This is a genomic window from Micromonospora sp. DT62 (assembly GCF_049847285.1).
Taxonomy (GTDB): Bacteria; Actinomycetota; Actinomycetes; order Mycobacteriales; family Micromonosporaceae; genus Micromonospora; species Micromonospora reichwaldensis.
Map to the genome: position 1 here is coordinate 58,253 of NZ_JBNCOB010000004.1, position 22,039 is coordinate 80,291.

General features: G+C 73.9%; 20 protein-coding genes. 6 read left to right on the top strand and 14 right to left on the bottom strand.

Features of this window, described 5'->3' with window-relative positions; translation table 11 throughout:
• Nucleotides 1–24: 24 nt before the first annotated feature.
• From ACPXCB_RS07755 to ACPXCB_RS07765, 3 genes are all read right to left on the bottom strand, one after another.
• A complete protein-coding gene (locus ACPXCB_RS07755) occupies nt 25–819 on the bottom strand; it encodes a glycosyltransferase (RefSeq protein WP_425873514.1) in 795 nt (264 codons plus the stop codon).
• A gap of 393 nt (nt 820–1,212) precedes the next feature.
• Complete coding sequence (locus tag ACPXCB_RS07760; protein WP_425873516.1) at nt 1,213–3,072, bottom strand: O-antigen ligase family protein; 1,860 nt, start codon at nt 3,070–3,072, stop codon at nt 1,213–1,215.
• Nucleotides 3,072–5,039 (bottom strand): trypsin-like peptidase domain-containing protein, encoded by a 1,968-nt coding sequence (locus ACPXCB_RS07765; RefSeq protein WP_425873518.1) that lies wholly within the window; start codon nt 5,037–5,039, stop codon nt 3,072–3,074. Before ACPXCB_RS07765 ends, ACPXCB_RS07760 begins: the two co-directional genes overlap by 1 nt.
• Nucleotides 5,040–5,116: 77 nt before the next feature.
• Here ACPXCB_RS07765 and ACPXCB_RS07770 point away from each other — a divergent pair, with 77 nt between their 5' ends.
• The 6 genes from ACPXCB_RS07770 (at nt 5,117) to hutH (ending at nt 13,131) form a co-directional block, all read left to right on the top strand.
• Nucleotides 5,117–5,968 (top strand): MurR/RpiR family transcriptional regulator, encoded by an 852-nt coding sequence (locus ACPXCB_RS07770; protein WP_425873520.1) that lies wholly within the window; start codon nt 5,117–5,119, stop codon nt 5,966–5,968.
• Nucleotides 5,969–5,985: 17 nt separating this feature from the next.
• Complete coding sequence (hutU, locus tag ACPXCB_RS07775) at nt 5,986–7,674, top strand: urocanate hydratase (protein WP_425873522.1); 1,689 nt, start codon at nt 5,986–5,988, stop codon at nt 7,672–7,674.
• 55 nt (nt 7,675–7,729) lie between these two features.
• A complete protein-coding gene (locus tag ACPXCB_RS07780) occupies nt 7,730–8,929 on the top strand; it encodes an allantoate amidohydrolase (RefSeq protein WP_425873524.1) in 1,200 nt (399 codons plus the stop codon).
• Nucleotides 8,930–9,041: 112 nt separating this feature from the next.
• The gene (locus ACPXCB_RS07785; protein WP_425873525.1) at nt 9,042–10,400 is read left to right on the top strand and encodes a formimidoylglutamate deiminase; all 1,359 of its coding nucleotides are present in this window, start codon (nt 9,042–9,044) and stop codon (nt 10,398–10,400) included.
• Entirely contained in the window at nt 10,397–11,599 is a 1,203-nt protein-coding gene (gene hutI, locus ACPXCB_RS07790; RefSeq protein WP_425873527.1) for an imidazolonepropionase, read from the top strand. The genes ACPXCB_RS07785 and hutI overlap by 4 nt, the downstream gene beginning before the upstream one ends.
• The gene (gene hutH, locus ACPXCB_RS07795; RefSeq protein WP_425873528.1) at nt 11,596–13,131 is read left to right on the top strand and encodes a histidine ammonia-lyase; all 1,536 of its coding nucleotides are present in this window, start codon (nt 11,596–11,598) and stop codon (nt 13,129–13,131) included. The genes hutI and hutH overlap by 4 nt, the downstream gene beginning before the upstream one ends.
• Before the next feature lie 51 nt (nt 13,132–13,182).
• Here the strand turns inward: hutH and ACPXCB_RS07800 are convergent, their stop codons facing one another.
• The 11 genes from ACPXCB_RS07800 to ACPXCB_RS07850 form a co-directional block, all read right to left on the bottom strand.
• Nucleotides 13,183–14,097, bottom strand: coding sequence for an AEC family transporter (locus ACPXCB_RS07800; RefSeq protein WP_425873530.1), 915 nt, complete (start codon nt 14,095–14,097; stop codon nt 13,183–13,185).
• Between the two features lie 22 nt (nt 14,098–14,119).
• Nucleotides 14,120–14,737 (bottom strand): RdgB/HAM1 family non-canonical purine NTP pyrophosphatase, encoded by a 618-nt coding sequence (gene rdgB / locus ACPXCB_RS07805; protein WP_425873532.1) that lies wholly within the window; start codon nt 14,735–14,737, stop codon nt 14,120–14,122.
• 52 nt (nt 14,738–14,789) lie between these two features.
• Entirely contained in the window at nt 14,790–15,521 is a 732-nt protein-coding gene (rph, locus tag ACPXCB_RS07810) for a ribonuclease PH (RefSeq protein WP_132233860.1), read from the bottom strand.
• Between the two features lie 78 nt (nt 15,522–15,599).
• A complete protein-coding gene (locus tag ACPXCB_RS07815; protein ID WP_425873534.1) occupies nt 15,600–16,061 on the bottom strand; it encodes a hypothetical protein in 462 nt (153 codons plus the stop codon).
• 456 nt (nt 16,062–16,517) lie between these two features.
• Nucleotides 16,518–17,264 (bottom strand): MBL fold metallo-hydrolase, encoded by a 747-nt coding sequence (locus tag ACPXCB_RS07820; RefSeq protein WP_425873536.1) that lies wholly within the window; start codon nt 17,262–17,264, stop codon nt 16,518–16,520.
• 286 nt (nt 17,265–17,550) lie between these two features.
• The gene (locus ACPXCB_RS07825; protein WP_151453620.1) at nt 17,551–18,516 is read right to left on the bottom strand and encodes a PLP-dependent cysteine synthase family protein; all 966 of its coding nucleotides are present in this window, start codon (nt 18,514–18,516) and stop codon (nt 17,551–17,553) included.
• A 15-nt stretch (nt 18,517–18,531) separates the two neighbouring features.
• Entirely contained in the window at nt 18,532–18,885 is a 354-nt protein-coding gene (locus ACPXCB_RS07830) for a MoaD family protein (protein WP_425873538.1), read from the bottom strand.
• A 73-nt stretch (nt 18,886–18,958) separates the two neighbouring features.
• Nucleotides 18,959–19,447 carry a Mov34/MPN/PAD-1 family protein gene (locus ACPXCB_RS07835; protein WP_132233852.1) on the bottom strand — a complete coding sequence of 163 codons (489 nt, stop codon included), beginning with the start codon at nt 19,445–19,447 and terminating at the stop codon, nt 18,959–18,961.
• A 53-nt stretch (nt 19,448–19,500) separates the two neighbouring features.
• A complete protein-coding gene (locus ACPXCB_RS07840; RefSeq protein ID WP_192581321.1) occupies nt 19,501–19,995 on the bottom strand; it encodes a DUF2017 domain-containing protein in 495 nt (164 codons plus the stop codon).
• 2 nt (nt 19,996–19,997) lie between these two features.
• Entirely contained in the window at nt 19,998–20,288 is a 291-nt protein-coding gene (gene clpS, locus ACPXCB_RS07845; protein WP_089001780.1) for an ATP-dependent Clp protease adapter ClpS, read from the bottom strand.
• A 145-nt stretch (nt 20,289–20,433) separates the two neighbouring features.
• Nucleotides 20,434–21,975 carry a hypothetical protein gene (locus ACPXCB_RS07850; RefSeq protein ID WP_425873540.1) on the bottom strand — a complete coding sequence of 514 codons (1,542 nt, stop codon included), beginning with the start codon at nt 21,973–21,975 and terminating at the stop codon, nt 20,434–20,436.
• Nucleotides 21,976–22,039: the final 64 nt, after the last annotated feature.

Genomic DNA, 22,039 nt, shown 5'->3' on the forward strand with positions numbered 1-22,039 from the left:
GGCCGGGCCGGGCACCGCCGACGCCTAGCGCCCGAGGGAGGCGACCAGCCATTTGCCGATCTCGCTCGCTGCACGGACGGTCTTGACGCCAAGCGCCACGCCCGGCACACGGGGTCGGCGATATTCGTCTATGAGCTGGAACCAGACCGTCAGCCCGGCGAAGCGCTGCCGGCTGATGCTGCCGCCGTGACGGTGGAACCGGACGACCGGATGGGCGAGGTGCTCCAGCCGGATCCCGGTGGCGAGCGCGCGCAGGACGAGCTCGACGTCCACCTTGATGGGGATCTGATCGTCGTAGCCGCCGAGTTTGGCGAGCAGCTCCCGGTCGATCGACATGCCGGAGTGCTTGAACGGCAACCGTGGCCGGGTCATGACCGACCAGAGCATCCGACGCGGCGTCGCGTACGACGGCAACCTGATCGGCCTGGCGACGTCTCCGACGATCTCCTCGTAGTCGGTGTAGATCCAAGAGGCGCCGGTGGTGGCGAGAAAGTCCCTGATCCGGGCCAGGCCGTCCTCGGTCAGCTCGTCGTCGGAGTCGAGCACCGTGATCCACCGACCCCGGGCGATCTTCAACGCGGTGTTCCGCGCGGCGCTGATGCCGGACGGCTTCTGACGTACCAGCCGGATCCGCTCGTCAGCCAACAGGCCCGCTTCGGCCAGGCAGTCCTGGGTCGGCACGCGCGAACCGTCGTCGACCACGACGACCTCGAAGTCGTCGAAACTGCTGGCCAGCACGCTCCGGATGGACTTGACCAGGAGGGCCGGACGGTCTCGGACGGCGATGCAGACGGAGATCGTGGGTGCGACCTCACGCACGGGTTCGAGGAAGGCCACTGTCGGTGCGTCGACGCTCGGCGTGGTCGGGAACCGTGGATGGATCGCCGACCGGGCCTCGCGCCCCCGGTGGACAGTTGCGGAACCCGGCGACGGGCGATCGGTCATGAGGTGCAGAGGCCGCCTGTCGGAGCGCCGCCGGTGCCCGTGCCTCGCACGTCGAACAGCGCCCGCAGGCACCTGCTCGGGTCACCCATGTCGCTCCACCCCCGTGGTACCGCATTCGACGGTCGACGGCGACGTGTCGAAGACCGCCACGTCGACAGCCGCCGACAGCGGTCGATCCGGCGGCAGATGGATTCTAACTGCGGCCTTTGGGCCACACCACCACCTAAAGTGCGACGCCCTGCTACCGCAAAGACCAGTTTGCGCAGGTCATCCTGGTCCGCCCGGGCGCCGGGCACGACGGGCCTGGGCGAGGATCTCGTCCCTCGTCAGAACCTGGGTGTCCGCCTCGCGGCGGGCGAGTCGGGCCTGGGCGAGGATCTCGTCCGTCGACAGGATCCGGGTGTCCGCCTCAGCGCCGTACCGGTCGACCGGATCACGTGACGGCCCGGCCGGCAGGGACGCGGCCGGCCCGGGTCGGCTCGCCGCCCACCACGCCACGCCGACGATCGTCCACAGCAGCGGCGGGAGCAGCGGATCTTCCATCGATGGCGAGAGGAACCCGACGAGGCAGGCGAACACCATCGCCGCGACGCCCCACACCGTCGCCTCGCTCGGAGCCCTGGTAAGTCGCCTGTCCCGCCGAATCCGCGCCACGAGCGGCCAGGTGACCATCGCCAGCCACACCAGGTAGACCGCAAGGCCGAGGAGACCGACCTCCATGACCAGGTGCAGCCAGAACGAATCGACCTGCACGGCGTGAAACCCGTAGCGGTTGAACCCCTCGGGGCCGAACTTCGGATTCTTGTGCCAGTTGGGGTTGGCCTTCTCGGCCACGACGCCACCGAACTGGCCGATACCGAAGCCGAGCACCGGCTGCCGGGGCAGGATCCGTGCGGCCTGCTGGAGGTAGAGCACCCGGATCTCGCGGACCGGCGCGGCTGGTCGGGCAGCCGCCGGGGCCGGGGCGGTCGTGGCGACCGGGCCGGAGGGCCGGGTGGACGGCGCCGGCCTGCCGGGGCCGGCCGGTCGGCTGGAGCCGCTCGGTCGGGGCGAGGTCGACGGCCGTGCCGAGGCGGCGGACGACGCGGTCGGGGCGGGTACGACGGACGGTCGCCCGCCCGCTGACGCCGTGGGCCTCGGCGACGCGCTCGGGGATCCGGTGGAGCGGCCCGGTTCGCTTCCCGCCGGGTTGTGCAGGCCGGAGAAGGCATTGCCGATTCGCCGCTCCCACTCGGCACGGTTGTCCGGCCGTACCGCGATCTGGCCGGCGGTGCAGAGCACCACGATCAGGCAGACGGTGAGAACGCGGCGGGCGCCACGGCGGACGAGCACCGCCACCACCACACCGGCGGCGAGGACGCCGATCAGCGACTCCCGGGACTGGGTCGCCGACATGGCGACGGCCACCACGGTGGCGAGGACCCACCAGAGCGGACGGACGCGGTCGCGCACCGCGACCCAGGCGACGAACCCCAGCAGGGCGAGCCCGAGCAGGTGACCGAGATGGTTGGGGTGCGGTTGGAGTCCCTGCGCCCGGCTCTGGTCGGCCCAGGTGAGATCCGCCCAGCCGAGCGCGCTGTGTGCGGGCCGCCCGGCGACCATCTGTACCAGGGCGAGCGCCACGTTGACACCCACGACGACGGTCACCGGGACGAGCATCCGCCGTACCAGCGTGCGGTCGAGGTCGGCCGCACGCAACGCGTAGAAGACGATGGCTCCCCGGAAGTAGACGAAGAGCGCCTCGCCCATCAGGGTCACCGACGAGTCGTTGACGACGCCGGCGAGCACCATCACCAGACCCAGGACGAGCAGGGCGAGGTCGGCGGCGGTCCGGTATCTCCGCCATTGCCGGTCGAGGACGACCTTGACGACGGTGAGCAGTGCCAGACCGAGGTAGAGGGCGGTCTTCAACTGCTTCGGCCACTGTGCCGCGTTCTCCAGGTTGACCCTGGGATCCTTGCTGGTCGGCCCGCTGAGAACCTGCACCCACGTCTCGAAGAGCACGTGCACCAGGAGAATGCCCACCAGCAGCACCAGCGCGACGGAGAGCAGCCGCGACACCTGCCGGACCGGCACGTCGGCCGAGTTCGAGCGTGCTGCGGGAGGCGCCGACGACATGCTGGCCATCACGCCCTCCTGCGGCGCGTCAGCCCCACCACGAGAACGATCAGGCCGGCGAGCAGTGCCGCACCGAGGCTGGCGAGCAGCACCACCGGCCAGACCGAGCGGCTGGGCCGTACACCCTCGTTCTGCTGCCGTTCGACCGCGTTCTGCCGGTATGCCTGGGCAAGCAGGTTGGCGGGCGCGTTCTGGGCCACCGTCTCGAGTCGGCTGATCGCCGCCGCATGCTCACCGGCGAAGTACGCGTCAAGGCCGCTGCGGTAGAGCTTGTCCTGCTCGCCGAGGGCGTTGCCGGCGCCGGCCTCGCCCAACAGGCCGGCGAGTGTCGACGTCGGCAGCACCACGCGGTTGGCCCGGTCCGGCCGCGCCTGATCCTGGTCGATCATGCCTGCGACACGACCGCTGGGATCCAGGGCGATGCCGCCGTGGGAGGCGGTGCCGATGTCCTCGTTGATCCGGTAGATCGACACCGACCCGCGGCGGCCGGTCCCGGTGACGGTGACCAGTTTGGACTGTGGGCGGTAGGTGGCGGTGCGGAAGTCGGTGTCGGTGGTGGCGAAGCCCAGCACCAGCAGGGACGAGCCCTCCGCGAGGGCAGCCGACGGATTGAGTTCCACGACCGGCAGGTTCTCGCGCGCGAACTTGATCAACGCGGTGTTGCCCGCCTCGGTGGGCAGCGCCCGGACGACCTGGGCCGGAATGGCCGGTTCGGTCGTCAGGTTGCCCTTGGCGTCGTTGAGTTGGCCGTACACCTCGCTGGCCGGCTCGGTACCCACGTCGACACCGGTGAACCGCACCTTGCTCAGGTTGGTCCGGACGTAGTCAGCGACCTCGCCGTCGCCCAGCGTCTTCTCCCGGACGAGCATCCGGGCCACCGCGTCGAGCGCGATCTGACGAGCGTTCTCCTCGCTGGGCTTGACGCAGGAGCTGCTGGTGAGTGCGTGCCCGTTCGGGGTCACCACAAAGGCGCTGCAACGGCGGGTGAACGTGATCGGCGACGTCCGTAGCAGGGCGTTCGTCCGCGCGTTCCGGACGTAGCCGGTGAAGACCGCCTCCACGAACACCAACGACGGCGCCGCGACCGCCAGCGCTCGCTCCTCGGGACTGTACGGTGCGGCCTGTGCCCACGGCTTGAAGCTGGGGTCGACGGCTGCGGCCGTCGGAAAGGTCGTGGAAGCGGACGTGGGGGTGGCCTGCGGCGCCTCTGCCTCACCGTCGGAGAGCACCCAGGCCGTGGCGCCGCCGGCGAGGGCCGCGACCAGGATCAGAGCGGTGGCGAAGATCCAGAATCGGGTACGCCGTTTCGGCGGCTCGGAGGGCTGGATCCGGCGTGCCTGGTCGCCGAAGGGGCTGTGCACCACCGCCCCGGCCGATGACGGAACGGTCTGGGCCGGCGAGTGGGGCCCGGCGGCGGCTGGCTCGGCTGACACGGGTTGCCCCGAGACCGGGACCCCCGAAACCGGGCCGGCCTGCACCGCCCACGGCATGACCGGCGGCCCGGACGTCGGCTGGGGTATGCCTGAGACCGGCTGCGGCGGTGTGGCGCCCGCCTGCGGAACCCCGGAGACGGGCGGTTCGGTCCTGGTGTCGGTGGCGATCGGATGGTATTCCGCGCCGAGCGCGCGCAGCAGTGTCTCCGCACCCGGCCCGGCTTCGGCCGAGTAGGCGACCCAGGGCGCGGTGGCCGAGAAGTCCGCGTACACGTAGGCCTGCGCCCCTGGCTGCATGCTGAGCGAATCCGCGATGGCGGCGAAGGCCTCCCGCCAGCGCGGGTCGGCGGCGACCGCGCTCTCCAGAACGGCGATCGTGGCGAACCGGCCCTGCGAGTCGATGGCGGCCCACGCCTTCCCGACGACCGACCCGCCAAGCATGTGGGTGAACCTGTACGGGCCAACCGGTTGCATGCCAACTCCTCTGCTCAACCGCCGTGCGGATCCTACAGAGCCGACGCTCAGCGATCCGTCCACCGTCACCGGCCGGGCACCCGTCGGGCGGTGACGGCCGCAAGGGGACGGTTGCCACTGAAAGTTTTCATGCATAGAGTCGCGGCATGAATGAGGGAGCTGTCGTGGCGCCCACCGAGCGGGTGCTGGACCTGTTCCGGGGGGTCCGGCTCACCCCCACCCAGCGCCGCATCGCGCACTGCCTCGTGCAGCACGCGCCGGCCGCCGCGTACCTGTCGGCGGCCGAGGTCGCCGAGCTGGCGGGGGTCAGCCAGCCGTCGGTCACCCGGTTCGCGGTCGCGCTCGGCCACGACGGTTACCCCGCCCTGCGCCGCCGGCTGCGCGAGCTGTCCGCCGGCGCCCCGGGCGACGCCACCGACGCCGGCAACGAGCTCCAGCAGGCGGTACGCGCCGAGATCGGCAACCTCGACCGCCTCGCCGGGCAGCTCGCCGACCGGGACCGGATCGCCGAGACCGGGAGGCTGCTGGCCGCCAGCCGCCCCCTGCCGGTGCTGGGCCTGCGCGCCGCCGCCCCGCTGGCCGCCTACTTCGCCTACTTCGCCGCCAAGGTGCACCCCGACGTGCGGGTGCTCGACGACGGCGGCAGCCTGCTCACCGACCGCCTCGAACAGGCCGCCGAGGCCGGGGCGGGCGCCCTGCTCGCCTTCGTCCTGCCCCGCTATCCCCGGGAGACCCTGGACGCGCTGCGCGAGGCGCGGGCCGCCGGCCTCACCGTGGTGGCCATCACCGACTCGCCGGTCAGCCCGGCCACCGAGCACGCCGACGTGGTGCTGCCCGCCGCCGTCGGCGCGCAGCTCGTCTTCGACCTGCACACCGCGCCGATGACCCTGGCCATGGTGCTGCTCCAGGCCATCTGCGACGCCACCCCGACCGACACCCAGCGCCGGCTGGAGGCCTTCGAAGCCTCCGCCGCCCGCCGCCAGTTGTTCCTCGGATGACCCGGAGGAGAGCCGAGATGACCCAGCCCGTCCGCGCCGCACGCGGCACCGAACGCACCGCCCGTGGGTGGCCCCAGGAGGCCGCGCTGCGGATGCTGATGAACAACCTCGACCCGCAGGTGGCCGAGCGCCCCGACGACCTGGTGGTCTACGGCGGCACCGGGAAGGCGGCGCGGGACTGGCCGTCGTACCACGCGCTGGTGCGCACCCTGACCGACCTGCGCGACGACGAGACCATGCTGGTGCAGTCGGGCCGGCCGGTGGGCGTCATGCGTACGCACGAGTGGGCGCCACGGGTGCTGCTGGCCAACTCGAACCTGGTGGGCGACTGGGCCACCTGGCCGGAGTTCCGCCGCCTCGAACAGCTCGGCCTCACCATGTACGGGCAGATGACCGCCGGCTCGTGGATCTACATCGGCACCCAGGGCATCCTCCAGGGCACCTACGAGACGTTCGCCGCGGTCGCCGCGAAGCTCGCCGGCGCCCGTGGCGACGGGCAGGAGCCGAGCGGTGGCACCCTGGCGGGCACGCTGACGCTGACCGCCGGCTGCGGCGGGATGGGCGGGGCGCAGCCCCTCGCGGTCACCATGAACGGCGGCGTCTGCCTGATCGTCGACGTGGACCGGACCCGACTGGACCGCCGGGTGCACGACCGCTACCTCGACGAGGTCGCCGACTCCCTGGACGACGCCGTCGAGCGGGTGCTCGCCGCGAAGCGGGACCGGCGGGCGCTGAGCGTCGGCGTGGTCGGCAACGCGGCCACGGTCTTCCCGGAGCTGCTGCGCCGGGGCGTCGACATCGACGTCGTCACCGACCAGACCAGCGCGCACGACCCGCTGTCGTACGTGCCGGAGGGGGTGGAGCCGGCCGACGCCCGGGACTACGCGGCGGCGAAGCCGGCCGAGTTCACCGACCGGGCTCGGGCGTCGATGGCGAAGCACGTCGAGGCGATGGTCGGTTTCCTCGACGCCGGCGCGGAGGTCTTCGACTACGGCAACTCGATCCGGGGCGAGGCGAAGCTCGGCGGGTTCGAGCGGGCCTTCGACTTCCCCGGCTTCGTGCCCGCGTACATCCGGCCGCTGTTCTGCGAGGGCAAGGGCCCGTTCCGGTGGGCGGCGCTCTCCGGGGACCCGGCTGACATCGCGGCCACCGACCGGGCGATCCTGGAGCTGTTCCCGGAGAACGAGTCCCTCGCGCGGTGGATCCGGATGGCCGGCGAGCGGGTCGCGTTCCAGGGCCTGCCGGCGCGGATCTGCTGGCTCGGCTACGGCGAGCGCGACAAGGCGGGTGTGCGGTTCAACGAGATGGTCGCCTCCGGCGAGCTGTCCGCGCCCGTGGTGATCGGCCGGGACCACCTGGACTGCGGCAGCGTGGCGAGTCCCTACCGGGAGACCGAGGCGATGGCCGACGGCTCCGACGCCGTGGCCGACTGGCCGCTGCTCAACGCGCTGGTCAACACCGCCAGCGGGGCCTCCTGGGTGTCGATCCACCACGGCGGGGGCGTCGGCATCGGCCGGTCCATCCACGCCGGGCAGGTCTGCGTCGCCGACGGCACGGCGCTGGCCGGGCAGAAGATCGAGCGGGTGCTCACCAACGACCCGGCGATGGGCGTCATCCGGCACGTCGACGCCGGCTACGACGCCGCCCGCGAGGTCGCGGAGGCCACCGGCGTGCGGGTGCCGATGGCGGAGGGGGACAACCCGTGAGCGCGAGGAGTGCAGCGCAGCGGAGCCCCGCAGTCGCGAACAACGGAGGTACCGCATGAGCGGCCTCGCCGGCCGGTTCCGGGCGCTGTGGGACGAGATCGCACCGGTCGGGCGCGACGAGGGCAGCGGCGGCTATCTGCGGTACGCGCTGACCGGGCCGGAGCTGCGGCTGCGGGAGTGGTTCCGCGAGCAGGCCGAGCGCCGGGGCATGCCGGTCACCGACGACGGCAACGGCAACCTGTTCGCCCGGTGGGGTGACCCGGAGGCCGGCGACGCGGTGCTGACGGGCAGCCACTTCGACTCGGTGCCGCACGGCGGGGCCTACGACGGGCCGCTCGGCATCGTCAGCGCGTTCCTCGCCGTCGACGAGCTGCGCGCGGCCGGCGTCGCGCCGACCCGACCCGTGGTGGTCGGCGCGTTCGTCGAGGAGGAGGGCGCGCGCTTCGGCGTACCGTGCCTGGGGTCGCGGCTGCTCGCCGGGGAGATCGCGGTGGAGCGCGCGGCCGGGTTGCGCGACGCCGGCGGGGTGAGCTTCGCCGGGGCGCTGGGCGCCCGGCCGGCGGGCGCCCGGCCCGAGCTGCTCGGCGGCTTCGCCGCCTTCGTCGAGCTGCACGTCGAGCAGGGCCGCGCGATGGTGGACGCCGGCGCGCCGGTCGGGGTGGCGAGCGCGATCTGGCCGCACGGCCGCTGGCGCTTCGAGTTCACCGGCGAGGGCAACCACGCCGGTACGACCCGGATGGCCGACCGCCGCGACCCCATGCTGACGTACGCCTTCACGGTGCTGGCGGCCAACAAGGAGGCGCGGCTGCGCGGCGCCCACGCCACCGTCGGCCGGGTGGCGGTGGAGCCGAACGCCACCAACGCGATCCCGTCGAAGGTGACCGGCTGGCTGGACGCGCGGGCCGCCGAGCCGGAGACGCTGACGGGGCTGGTCGACGCGGTACGCGCGAAGGCCGCCGAGCGGGCCCGCCGCGACGGTACGGAGGTGGCGCTGACGGAGGAGTCGGCCACCCCGCTGGTCTCCTTCGACGGCGGCCTGGCCGACCGGCTCGCGACCCTGCTCGACGCGCCGGTGCTGCCGACCGGGGCCGGGCACGACGCCGGGGTGCTCGCCGCGCACCTGCCCACGGCGATGCTCTTCGTGCGCAACCCGACGGGGGTGTCGCACTCGCCGGCGGAGTCGGCCAGCGACGCCGACTGCGCGGCCGGGGTCACCGCCCTGGCCCGGGTGCTGGAGGAGCTGGCGTGCGGCTGACCGCGGCCAGGGAAGTCCGTCGGCGGCCTGTCGAGCTGATGTCGCAGACGATTCGCCTCCGCGGTGATCGACTGATGTCGCAGACGATTCAGCTCGACAGGGGGCACACGACATGACCGGGACCCGCTGGCTGGCCGAGTACGCCTGGCTGCCCGACCACGCCGAGCCGACCGCCGACGTGCTGATCGAGACGACCGACGGGCGGATCACCGGGGTGACCCCGCTGACGGCCGGGAGCACGCCGCCCGCCGGGGTCGAGGTCATGACCGATGCCGAGCGGCTGCCCGGGCTGACCCTGCCCGGGCTCGCCAACGCCCACTCGCACGCGTTCCACCGGGCACTGCGCGGACGCACCCACGGCGGGCGCGGCGACTTCTGGACCTGGCGCGACCGGATGTACGCGGTCGCCGCGCGGCTGGATCCGGACTCGTACCTGGCCCTGGCCCGGGCGGTCTACGCCGAGATGGCGCTGGCCGGCGTCACCTGCGTCGGCGAGTTCCACTACGTGCACCACGACCCGGACGGCACCCCGTACGCCGACCCGAACGCGATGGGTGCGGCGCTGGTCGAGGCCGCCGCGCACGCCGGGATCCGGATCACCCTGCTGGACACCTGCTACCTCACCGCCACCGTCGACGGGGAGCCGCTCGCCGGGCCGCAGCGGCGCTTCGGCGACGGCGACGCGCTGCGCTGGGCGGAGCGGGTCGACGCGTTCCGGCCCGCCGACGAACATGCGCGGGTGGGTGCGGCGATCCACTCGGTGCGGGCGGTGCCGGCCGGGCAGCTCGCCACCGTCGCCGGGTGGGCGGACCGGCGTGGGGCGCCGCTGCACGTGCACCTCTCCGAGCAGCCGGCGGAGAACGACGCCTGCCGGGCCACGCACGGCTGCACCCCGGCCCGGCTGCTCGCCGACCGGGGGGCGCTCGGCCCGAACACGACGGCCGTGCACGCCACCCACCTGACCGGCGGCGACCTCACGCTGCTCGGGGACGCCGGCACGGGCGTCTGCCTCTGCCCGACCACCGAGCGGGACCTGGCCGACGGGATCGGCCCGGCCCGGCGGATGGCCGACGTCGGCCTGCCGCTCAGCCTGGGCAGCGACAGCCACGCCGTGATCGACCTCTTCGAGGAGGCCCGCGCGGTGGAGTTGGACGAGCGGCTGCGCACCCGCCGGCGCGGCCACTTCGCCCCCGCCGAGCTGCGCGACGCGGCCACCGTGGGCGGTCACGCCGCGCTGGGCTGGCGCGACGCCGGGCGGATCGCCGTGGGGGCCCGCGCCGACCTGGTGACCGTACGGCTGGACAGCCCGCGCACGGCCGGCGTACCGCCGGTGGGGGTCTGGTTCGCGGCCGGCGCGGCCGACGTCACGCACGTCGTGGTGGACGGCCGGCCGGTGGTGCGCGACGGCCGGCACCTCACGGTCGACGTGCCGGCCGAACTGACCGCGGCGATCGAGGAGGTGACCTCATGAGCAGTCTGCTGGTCGACGACATCGGCGAGCTGGTGACCAACGAGCCCGGGGGCGAGGGCGGACCGCTGGGCATCCGGCGCGACGTCGCGCTGCTGGTCGAGGACGGGCGGGTGGCCTGGATCGGGCCGTCCCGCGACGCGCCGGCCGCCGACCGACGCCTGGACGCGCAGGGCGCCGCCGTGCTGCCCGGCTTCGTGGACAGCCACGCCCACCTGGTCTTCGCCGGGGACCGGGCCGCCGAGTTCGCCGCCCGGATGGCCGGGCAGCCGTACACCGGTGGCGGCATCCGGACCACGGTCGGCGCCACCCGGGCGGCCAGCGACGACGAGCTGCGGGCCACCGTGCGGCGGCTACACGGCGAGGCGCTGCGGCAGGGCACCACCACCATGGAGATCAAGAGTGGGTACGGCCTCACCGTCGCCGACGAGGCCCGCTCGCTGCGGATCGCCGCCGAGGTCAGCGAGGAGACCACTTTCCTCGGCGCCCACGTGGTCCCCGCCGAGTACGCCGACCGCCCCGACGACTACGTGGGTCTGGTCTGCGGGCCGATGCTGGCCGCCGCCGCGCCGCACGCGCGCTGGATCGACGTCTTCTGCGAGCGGGGCGCGTTCGACGTGGACCACGCCCGCGCCATCCTCGCCTGCGGGCAGGCCGTCGGGCTGGGCGTGCGGGTGCACGCCAACCAGCTCGGCCCCGGGCCGGGCGTCCAGCTCGGCGTGGAGCTGGGCGCCGCCAGCGTCGACCACTGCACCCACCTGACCGACGCCGACGTCGACGCGCTGGCCTCCGCCCGGTTCGACTGCATGTGCGCCGACAGCATGCACACCACCACGGTCGCCACCCTGCTGCCCGGCGCCGAGTTCTCCACCCGCTCGCCCTACCCGGACGCCCGCCGGCTGCTCGACGCCGGCGTCACCGTGGCGCTGGCGACGGACTGCAACCCCGGTTCGTCGTACACGTCGTCGATGCCGTTCTGCGTGGCGCTCGCCGTACGCGAGATGCGGATGACCCCGGCGGAGGCCGTCTGGGCCGCGACCGCCGGCGGCGCGCGGGCGCTGCGCCGCGACGACATCGGGCGGCTCGGCGTGGGGGCGCGGGCCGACCTGATCGTCCTCGACGCCCCGTCCCACCTGCACCTGGCCTACCGGCCGGGGGTGCCACTGATCCGCCAGGTTCTGCGCAACGGAGTGCCGCAATGACCGTGACCATCCTGCCCACCGGGATCTCCCCCGCCGACGTGCTCGCCGTGGCGCGCGGCTCCGCCAAGGTCGTCCTCGACCCGGCCACCGTGGACGCCATGACCACCAGCCGGTCCATCGTCGACGGCATCGAGGCCGCCGGCCGCCCGGTCTACGGCGTCTCCACCGGCTTCGGCGCGCTGGCGAACACCTTCGTCGCGCCCGAACGGCGGGCCGAGCTCCAGCACGCGCTGATCCGCTCGCACGCCGCCGGGGTGGGCGCGCCGATGCCGCGCGAGGTGGTCCGGGCCATGATGCTGCTGCGGGTCCGCTCGCTGGCGCTCGGCCGCTCCGGGGTCCGGCCCCTGCTCGCCGAGGCGCTGATCGACCTGCTCAACCACGACGTGACGCCGTGGGTGCCGGAGCACGGCTCGCTGGGCGCCTCCGGCGACCTGGCCCCGCTGGCGCACTGCGCGCTGGTGCTGCTCGGCGAGGGCTGGGTGCTCGGCCCGGCCGGCGAGCGGCTGCCCGCCGCCGACGCGCTGCGCCGGGCCGGGCTGTCGCCGGTCGGGCTGGCCGCCAAGGAGGGGCTGGCGCTGATCAACGGCACCGACGGCATGCTCGGCATGCTGCTGCTGGCGATCCACGACGCCGCGCACCTGTTCACGATGGCCGACGTCACCGCCGCCCTCGCCATCGAGGCGATGCTCGGCTCGGAGCGGCCGTTCCTGCCGGAGCTGCACGCCATCCGGCCGCACCCCGGGCAGTCGGCCTCGGCGGCGAACATCCACCGGCTGCTCCAGGACTCCCGGGTGATGGACTCGCACCGCGACGACCTCGCGCACGCGGTGCAGGACGCGTACTCGATGCGGTGCGCGCCGCAGGTCGCCGGGGCGGCCCGGGACACGCTGGACTTCGTCCGCACGGTGGCCGGCCGGGAGCTGGTCTCGGTGGTGGACAACCCGGTGGTGCTGCCCGACGGCCGCGTCGAGTCGACCGGCAACTTCCACGGCGCGCCGCTCGGCTTCGCCGCGGACTTCCTGGCCATCGCCGCCGCCGAGGTGGGCGCGATCGCCGAGCGCCGGGTGGACCGGCTGCTCGACGTCACCCGCTCCCGGGAACTGCCGGCGTTCCTCTCCCCCGACGCGGGGGTCAACTCCGGGCTGATGATCGCCCAGTACACGGCGGCCGGGATCGTCGCGGAGAACCGGCGGCTCGCCGCGCCCGCGTCGGTCGACTCGCTGCCCACCAGCGGCATGCAGGAGGACCACGTCTCGATGGGCTGGGCGGCGGCCAAGAAGCTGCGCACCGTGCTGGACAACCTGACCAGCCTGCTCGCCGTCGAGCTGCTCGCCGGGGTACGCGGGCTCCAGCTGCGCGCCCCGCTCACCCCGTCGCCGGCCGGCCGGGCGGCCGTCGCGGCGCTCGGCGGGATCGCCGGGGAGCCCGGGCCGGACGTCTTCCTGGCCCCGCTGATGGAGGCCGCCCGGGCCGTGCTGGCCGGGCCCGAGCTGCGCGCCGCCATCGAGCGCGAGATCGGCCCCCTCGACTGACGGCCACCCCGGGCCGCCGTGGCGCCACGGTGGCCCGGGCGCCCGCGGGTGTCAGCCCGCCAGCACCGCCACCCCGATCAGCACGGGCACGGCGGTCACCGTCGACAGCAGGATCGAGTCGCGCGCCAGGACCGTGCCCCGGCCGTAGCGGATCGCGTAGACGAAGACGTTCTGCGCCGTCGGCAGTGCGGCGGTGACCGTGCAGGCCAGCACGAGGCCGGGCGGCAGCCCCATCGCGAAGCGGGCGACGAGGTAGGCGACGGCGGGCTGGACCACCGTCTTGAGGACGACCGCGAGCCGGACGTCGCGTCCGGTGTCGCCGGAGCCGGGCCGCGGCGCGCCGTGCAGGGAGAGGCCGTACGCGATCAGCGTGGCGGGCACCGCCATCGCGGCGACGAGCTCGATCGGCCGCAGGACCGGCTCCGGCGGCAGCCAGCCGGTCAGGCTGGCCGCGACGCCCAGCGCGCACGCGATGGTGACCGGGTTGGTGAGCGGCTGGAGCACCACCGTGCCGAGGGACGGCCTGCTTCCCGCCGTGGCCGCCTCGAGGAAGGCGAACGCGACGGGCGTCATGACGACCAGTTGGAACATCAGCACGGGCGCGACGAACGAGGCGTCCCCGAGGACGTAGACCGCGACGGGGATGCCGATGTTCGCCGCGTTGACGTACGACGAGGCCAGCGCGCCGATCGTCGCGTCCGCGACGGAGCGACGCCAGCAGAGCCGCGCGACGGCGACGAACACCGACGCCACGGCGGTGGTGCTCACCACCGTGACGACGAGGGCGGACGAGACGACCGCGGGCACGTCCGCCCGGGCCACCGTCTCGAACAGCAGCGCCGGAGTCGCGACGAAGAACGCGACACGGGAGAGGACGGTGGCCGCCTCCGGCCCCAGCACCCCGCTGCGGCCGAGCGCGTAGCCGACGGCGATGACGGCGACGATGACGGCGAACCCCGTCAGCACCCCTCCCACCGGGGCGGGTCCGTCAGCTCGCGGGCGGCAGCACCTTGGCGACCAGCTTGGCCAGCTCGCGCAGCGCCTTGCCCCGGTGGCTGACCGCGTCCTTCTCCTGCGGCGTCAGCTCCGCGTTGGTGCGGTCCTGGCCGTCGCCGAGGAAGATCGGGTCGTAGCCGAACCCGCCGTCGCCGCGCGGCGACCGGAGCAGCCGGCCGCTCTGCCGGCCGTCGACCAGGTGTTCCTTGCCGCCGGGCAGCACCAGGGCCACCGTGCAGACGAAGGACGCGGCCCGGTTCTCGTCGGGCAGGTCCGCGATCTGGTCCAGCACGAGCTGGAGGTTGACCTGGTCGTTGCCGTGCCGGCCGGCCCAGCGGGCGCTGAACACCCCCGGCATGCCGTTGAGGGCCTCGACGGCCAGCCCGGAGTCGTCGGCGATCGTCGGCAGGCCGGTGCGCCGGCAGCCCTCCCGCGCCTTGATCAGCGCGTTCTCGCCGAAGGTCAGGCCGCTCTCGGGCAGCTCCGGGTACTCCTCGACGTCGTCGAGCCCGATCAGGGCGACGCGGTGCGCGCCGAGCGCGCCGTCGAGGATCCGCTGGAGCTCGACGAGCTTCTTGCGGTTACGGGTGGCGAGCAGCACCTTGTTCATCAGAATCCACCTTTGTTCGCGACTGCGGGGCTCGCAGGCTCACTCCTCGCGCTCACGGGAGGGAGAGCGCCTTCCGCTGGGCTTCGGCCAGTTCCACGCAGCCGGCGACGGCCAGGTCGAGCAGGGCGTCGAGCTGCTCGCGGGCGAACACGCCCGCCTCGCCGGTGCCCTGCACCTCGACGAACTCGCCGGTGCCGGTGCAGACCACGTTCATGTCGACCTCGGCGGCGACGTCCTCGGTGTAGTCGAGGTCCAGCCGGGGCTCGCCGTCGATGATCCCGACGCTGATAGCGGCCACCGAGCGGTGCATGACCTTCTCCGGCTTGCCGGCCAGCGACTTGCGCCCGGCCAGCCAGGTCACCGCGTCGTGCAGCGCCACGTACGCGCCGGTGATCGCGGCGGTGCGGGTGCCGCCGTCGGCCTGGAGCACGTCGCAGTCGAGCACGATCGAGTTCTCGCCGAGGGCCTTCAGGTCGATGGACGCCCGCAGGCTGCGCCCGATCAGCCGGGAGATCTCGTGCGTACGCCCACCGACGCGGCCCTTCACGCTCTCCCGGTCGGAGCGGGTGTTGGTGGCCCGCGGCAGCATCGCGTACTCGGCGGTGACCCAGCCCAGCCCCGAGCCCTTGCGCCAGCGGGGCACGCCCTCCGTCACGCTGGCGGTGCAGAGCACCCGGGTGCCGCCGAACTCCACGAGCACCGAGCCCTCCGGATGGGTGCTCCAGCCCCGGGTCAACGTCACAGGTCGAAGTTCGTCGGGTCGCCGCCCGTCAGGTCGCGCCATCCCTGCACCCTATGCGGTGCGGTGGTCGTGCCGTTCCGGGGTGCCCCGGCCCGGGCGGCGGCGCGTCCGCCGCCCGGATCAGTCGCACTCACGGATGCGGACGTTGAGCACGAGCGGTCGGTCCCAGCCGCTCGGCACCTTGTCCAGGCCCGTCGTCGTCACGGTCGCCCGGCAACCGTTCGCCCGCCACGTCCAGGTGCAGGTGGGGCCGCCGTACTGGAAGCCGTGGGTGACGCAACGCGTCACGTCCTCGATCTTGGCGTCCTGCGCTCCGGCGGTGACGAGCCAGTCGTGCACCCGTTCGCCGAGGTCCACCGGGCACCGCCCCTGCGGGCAGGTGAACCGGTACACCTGCGACGACGCGTCGTCGCCCTCGACGAGCCCGTCGGAGGTGAAGCTGTGCGGCCGCCCCCAGTCCGCGAAGATGGCGCGCCGCTCGGCCATGTCCTGCCGGGGTTCCCACCAACCCAGGTAGCCCGCGATGCCGCCACCGGCGCAGAGCCCTGTCGCGAGCAGCCCGGCGAGCACCACGAAGAGCACCCGCAGCCCGGTGGACCGGCGCGGCGGTGCCGAGCCGGACCCGGCCGACGGTAGGCCGCCCGCCGGCGGGTACGCGACGCGTTGTCCGGGCGGCGGGTACGGCCCGGCGGCCGGCGGCGGGTACGGCCCAGCGGCCGGCGGCGGGTACGGCCCAGCGGCCGGCGGCGGGTACGCGACGCGTTGTCCGGGCGGCGGGTACGGCCCGGTAGCCGATGGCGGGTACGGCCCGGCAGCCGATGGCGGGTGCGGCGGCGGGTGGCCTGGCCAGGGGCCGGCCGGGGCCGGCGGGAACGGCGGACCAGGCGGGCCGGACGGGTTCGTGGGAGGAGTTGGCAGGTGGGGCTGCCAGCCGGCCGACCCGGAGGGGGAGTCGCTCACCGGCGAGATCCTAGGCGGACGACCCGGTTTCCGAGGCCCCGTGCGAGGCACGGAGCGGCCGGACGTCGGGTTGCCCGGTCAGATCTCGTAGCTGGCGCCGGGCCGGACCACCTCGAGCGGCCCGTCGAAGGCGGCGCCGGCCGACGCCACGGTGTGCGCCTCGCTGCCCCAGGCGGGCACCAGGTGGGTGAGCAGCAGCCGGCCCACCCCCGCCTTGGTCGCCACCTCGCCGGCTTCCCCGCCGGTGAGGTGCAGGTCCGGCGGGTTCTCCACGCCGTCGAGGTAGCTCGCCTCGCAGAGGAACGTGTCGGCGTCCTGGGCCAGCCGCAGCAGCGCGTCGCAGGGCGCGGTGTCCGAGGAGTAACAGAGCACCCGGCCGCCGTGCTCCAGCCGGACGCCGTACGTCTCGACGGGGTGGTTCACCCGGTCGACGGTGACCGCGAACGGGCCGATCGGGAAGGTGCCGGGTTCGAGGGCGTAGAACTGGTAGACGTCCTCGACCGTGCCGTCCTCCTGCCCGTACGCGGCGGCCAGCCGGTCCGGTGCGCCGGCGGGGGCGTAGACGGGCAGCGACGGGTAGGGGCCGTCCGGGGCGTAGCGGCGGACCACCACGTACGTCACCGCGTCGAGGATGTGGTCGCAGTGCAGGTGGGTGAGGATGATGGCGTCGGGGGCGTGCAGCCCCGCGTAGCGCTGGAGGTTGGACAGCGACCCGGAGCCGAAGTCGATCAGCAGCCGGAAGTTGTCCGCCTCGACGAGGTAGGCCGAGCAGGGGGACTCGGGACCGGGGAAACTGCCCGCGCAGCCCAGGACGGTCAGTCGCATCGAGTCTTCTCACTGTAACTATGCGTAGTTTCCGCGTCGACGGTCCCGCTGTGGATGATCTCTACCGACGCGTACACCACGCAGGGCAGCCTACGCGCGCCCGCGCGACGACAAGAGTCATCCACAGGAAGTTGTCACCAACGTGACACCCGTCCGGGCCGCCCGCCCGGATCCCGTGACGAGACGGCGTCCGACGGTAGCGCTGGGTGAGCGGGCCGGCCACGTCGCGGGGGCCGTGACGGGCGGCCGGGCCACCGACGTGGGTCGGCCGCCCGGCCACGGGACGTCACGCCCAGAGCTGGCCCTCCAGGGCTTCCTCCGCGTCGGCGAGGGTGCCGCCGTACGCCCCGGTGGAGAGGTACTTCCAGCCGCCGTCGCAGACCACGAAGGCCACGTCGGCCCGCTGGCCGGCGCGGACGGCCTCGTGCGCCACCGCGAGGGCGGCGTGCAGGATCGCGCCCGTGGAGAACCCGGCGAAGATGCCCTCCACCTCGACGAGCTGCCGGGTCCGCAGCACCGCGTCGCGGGTGCCGACGGAGAAGCGCCGGGACAGCACCGACGCGTCGTAGAGCTCGGGGACGTAGCCCTCGTCGATGTTGCGCAGCCCGTAGACCAGCTCGCCGTAGCGCGGCTCGGCCGCGACGACCTGGATGCCGTCGACCTTCTCGCGCAGGTAGCGCCCGGTGCCCATCAGCGTCCCGGTGGTGCCGAGGCCCGCCACGAAGTGCGTGATCGTGGGCAGGTCGTGCAGCAGCTCCGGGCCGGTGGTCTCGTAGTGCGCCCGGGCGTTCCCCTCGTTGCCGTACTGGTAGAGCATGACCCAGTCGGGGTGCTCGGCCGAGATCTGCTTGGCGGTGGCGACCGCCTGGTTGGAGCCGCCCGCCGCCGGCGAGAAGATGATCTCCGCGCCGTACATCCGGAGCAGCTGCACCCGCTCGGTCGAGACGTTCTCCGGCATCACGCAGACCAGCCGGTAGCCGCGCAGCTTGGCCACCATCGCCAGCGAGATGCCGGTGTTGCCGCTTGTCGGTTCGAGGATCGTGTCGCCCGGCCGGAGGCGGCCGGACTCCTCGGCCGCCCGGACCATGAACGTGGCCGCCCGGTCCTTGATGCTGCCGGTCGGGTTCCGGTCCTCCAGCTTCGCCCAGAGCCGCACCGGCGGCGCCCCGTCGGGCACCGTCGGGGAGAGCCGGGGCAGCCCGACCAGGGGCGTTCCCCCGCAGGCGTCGAGAAGGCTGTCGTACCGCGCCATGGTGACCGCCGCCCGTCAGCGGGCGGCGGCGGCCGACCGCGCGGCGACCGCGGCGCCGTGCTGGGCGATCGCGGCAGCCGCGGCGAAGCCGAACGCGCCACCGGCGACGGCCGGCAGGATGGTCACGCTGTCGCCGTCGTTGAGCTTGGCGTCCAGCGCGCCGAGGAAACGGACGTCCTCGTCGTTGACGTAGACGTTGACGAAGCGGTGCAGCGCACCGGCGTCGGTGACCAGCCGGGCCTTCAGGCCGGCGTGCCGGGAGTCCAGGTCGGCGAGCAGGTCGCCCAGCGTGTCGCCGGCACCCTCGACGACCTTCGCGCCGCCGGTGTAGCTGCGCAGGATGGTGGGGATGCGAATCTCGATGGTCATGGTGTCGTGCTCCTCGATGATGGTCGGGCGTGCCGAAGGGTGACGGGACGTGGACGGGTGTGACGGCGCTGGATCAGCGGCCGGAACACTCGTAGTCGACCGTCGCCGGGCTCTGCCCGAACATGTAGGACTGCACGGCGTGCGGGTCCACCCCCGCGTCCACGATCCGGACCGGCTCCTCGGTCACCACGCCGTCGACGATCCGGAAGGAGCGGATCTCCTCCGTGTCGGCGTCACGGGTGGAGACCAGCAGGTAGTGCGCGCCGGGCTCACCGGCGAACGAGATGTCCGTGCGGGACGGGTAGGCCTCCGTGGCGGTGTGCGAGTGGTAGATGACGACGGGCTCCTCGTCCCGGTCGTCCATCTCGCGCCACACCCGCAGCTGCTCCATCGAGTCGAACTCGTAGAACGTCATGGAACGGGCCGCGTTGTCCATCGGAATGTGCCGGGTGGGGGTGTCGCTGCCGGCGGGACCGGCGACCACGCCGCACGCCTCGTCGGGGTGGTCCCGCCGGGCGTGGGCGACGATCGCGTCGATGATCGACCGGTCGATGCTCAGCACGTGGTCCAGCCTAACGCGTACCTGCCGCGACGTTGAGGTGGTGCCGGTCACGCCTAGTCGATCAAGGCGTTGAGCAGGGATTCCTGGAGGTAGCCGAGGTACGCGTAGACCGACAGTTGGAACACCCGGCTGGAGGTCGGGTCCTCGGCGACCGCGTCGTCGAGCTCCTCGCCGAGGTCGGTGCCGTCCTTGATCTCCAGCCGGACGCCCATCGCCAGCCGGGCGTCGTTGAGCGCCCGCAGCCACGCCTCGGCCGCCTCCGCGTCGAGACGCACCTCGCCGCCGGCCTCGTCGGGCAGCGACGCGAGGATCGCGCCGGCCTGGTCGATCTTGGCGGTCTTGAGGTCGCCCTCGGTGTAGCGGCGGAACTCGGCCGTGCCGGACGGGTCCTCCGGGTAGACCTCGGGGAAGAGCCGGCCCACCACCGGGTCGGTGTGGTCGAAGCCGTCGGTGAGCAGCCCGACCACCTCGGATGCCACCTTCCGCAGCACCCGCACCTCGTCGACGGCGAAGGTGACGACGTAGCGGTCGCCCTGGCGACGGAACATGCTCACGACCGGTCCACCGTCGCCCACAGCCCGTACGCGTGCAGCTGCGACGCGTCGTGCTCCATCCGCTCCCGGGCGCCGCTGGAGACCACGGCGCGACCCTTGTGGTGCACGTCGAGCATGAGCTGTTCCGCCTTCTCCCGGCTGTAGCCGAAGAGCTTCTGAAAGACCCAGGTCACGTACGTCATGAGGTTGACCGGGTCGTCCCAGACGATCGTCACCCACGGCCGGTCGGACGCCGGCACCTCATCGGTGTCCGGCGTCTCGACAGGTGCAACCTGCGGAGCCGCCATGCCCCCCATCGTGCCACCGGACCCGGCGAACCGAGGAACCGGAACGCCGGCCCGGCGCGGATCGCCGCGTCCTGCCTGGTCAAGGGCGTCGGCGGCAGCGAGCGGCGGCCGCCCGGTGCCGACGCCGCAGGCGACCGGCTCGCCCTCAGGCGAGCAGGATGCCGTGGTCGACAGCATCGGAGAGCACCCCGTCCAGCGAGAGGCGGACCACCTCGAACCGCCGGGCCACCTCCCGGCACAGTTCCAGTTCGACCTCGCGCAACGCGCGCTGGGCCCAGGCGCGGGCGGCGTTGGGGTCGTGGTTGCCGGGGCTGCGCCAGTGCTGCCAGCAGCCGCCCGAGAGGGCCACGGCCACCGGCGGGAGCACCTCCACGCGCGCCACGCCCGGGTAGCTCGCCAGCGTGTCGGTCGCGCCGGTCCCGATCAGCCCCGCCACGCCGCCGGTGCTGGTGACGAGCAGCACGCGGTCCAGCTCGTGCTCGCCCCGGTGCTCCGTCAGGCCCCAGCACACCGGGTCGTGGAGGCGCCGCCGGACGCCCGCCGGCAGCGGCGCGCCGAAGACCCGGCCGGCGGCCTCCTCGACGAGCCCGCGCACCGCCTCGTCGCACTGGGCGGTGGCCAGCAGCGACAGCGCCTCCATCTCGCGGTCGAGCAGCTGCGGCAGGCCGGCGCAGCCGACCCCGAAGACGATCTCCTGCACGACGCGGAGGTGGATGTTCGCCACCTCCAGGGCCAGGTGCTGGCGGATGCGCCGCGAGGAGGACCGGGCCTGCCGGTCGAGCTGCTCCGACCAGCCGCCCGGGTCGGCCACCACCGGCACCCGGCCGTGCGATCCCGGCAGCACCGGCGGTTCGGCGCTCGCCCGTCGCAGCCCCTCGTCGGCGGCCCAGCCGACCAGCGCCCGGCGCAGGTCCGCCCCGTCACCCGCGGCGTCGATCGGGAACCAGCGGGCGTCGGCGAGCCCGGGCACGGCGGCCAGCAGGACCGCCCGGTGCGCCTCGACGGTGACCGCGACCGGGTCCACCGGTGCGGGAGCCGACCCGACGGACGCTCCCGTGCCCTCCGTCGTGGCCGCGCCCTCCGGCACCGGGGCCCAGCCGCCCGCGCCCGGGGTGACCGCGAAGACGACCCCGACGCCGGCACGGGCCAGGTCGGCGAGCAGGTGGAGCTCAACCGCCGTGAAGGCCTGGTCGGCGGCGATCACGAAGAGCACCGCCCCGGCCCGGCCCGCCGCGTCGAGCAGCAGCCGACCGCCGGCCGCCCCGAGGGCACCCGTGTCCGGCGTGTCGACGAGGCTGAAGTGCCGCAGCAGGGGCTCGGGCAGGCTCAGCTCGACCCGGCGCGGCGGGCGCGCGAGCGCCGGCCCGGCGGCCAGCCGGTCGGCACCGTAGGAGTGGGGCTGACGGTAGCCGGGCACGTACGCGGCCCGCGTCGGCACCTGGGAGTGGCGCACCACGAGCCAGCTGCCGGCGGGCACGGCGAGCATGGCGGGATCGAGCTGGAGCAGGCGGGCGAGCACCTCGCGCCGCCCCGCGGCGGCCGGGCCGACGCCGATCACGGCCAGCGGCTCCTCCGGGCGGGGCTCGGTCACCCCCAGCCGGACGGGCAGCCGGTCGCGACGGGGCAGCTCGGCGGCTCCGGCCATGTCGTCGGGCCTGTCGACGGCGGGGAGAGGACCGGGCTTCATCGAAAGCGGCCTCCCGTGGCAGGCGACCGGCAGTGGCCGGCCGCATGGAATCGTCCGGTGACGG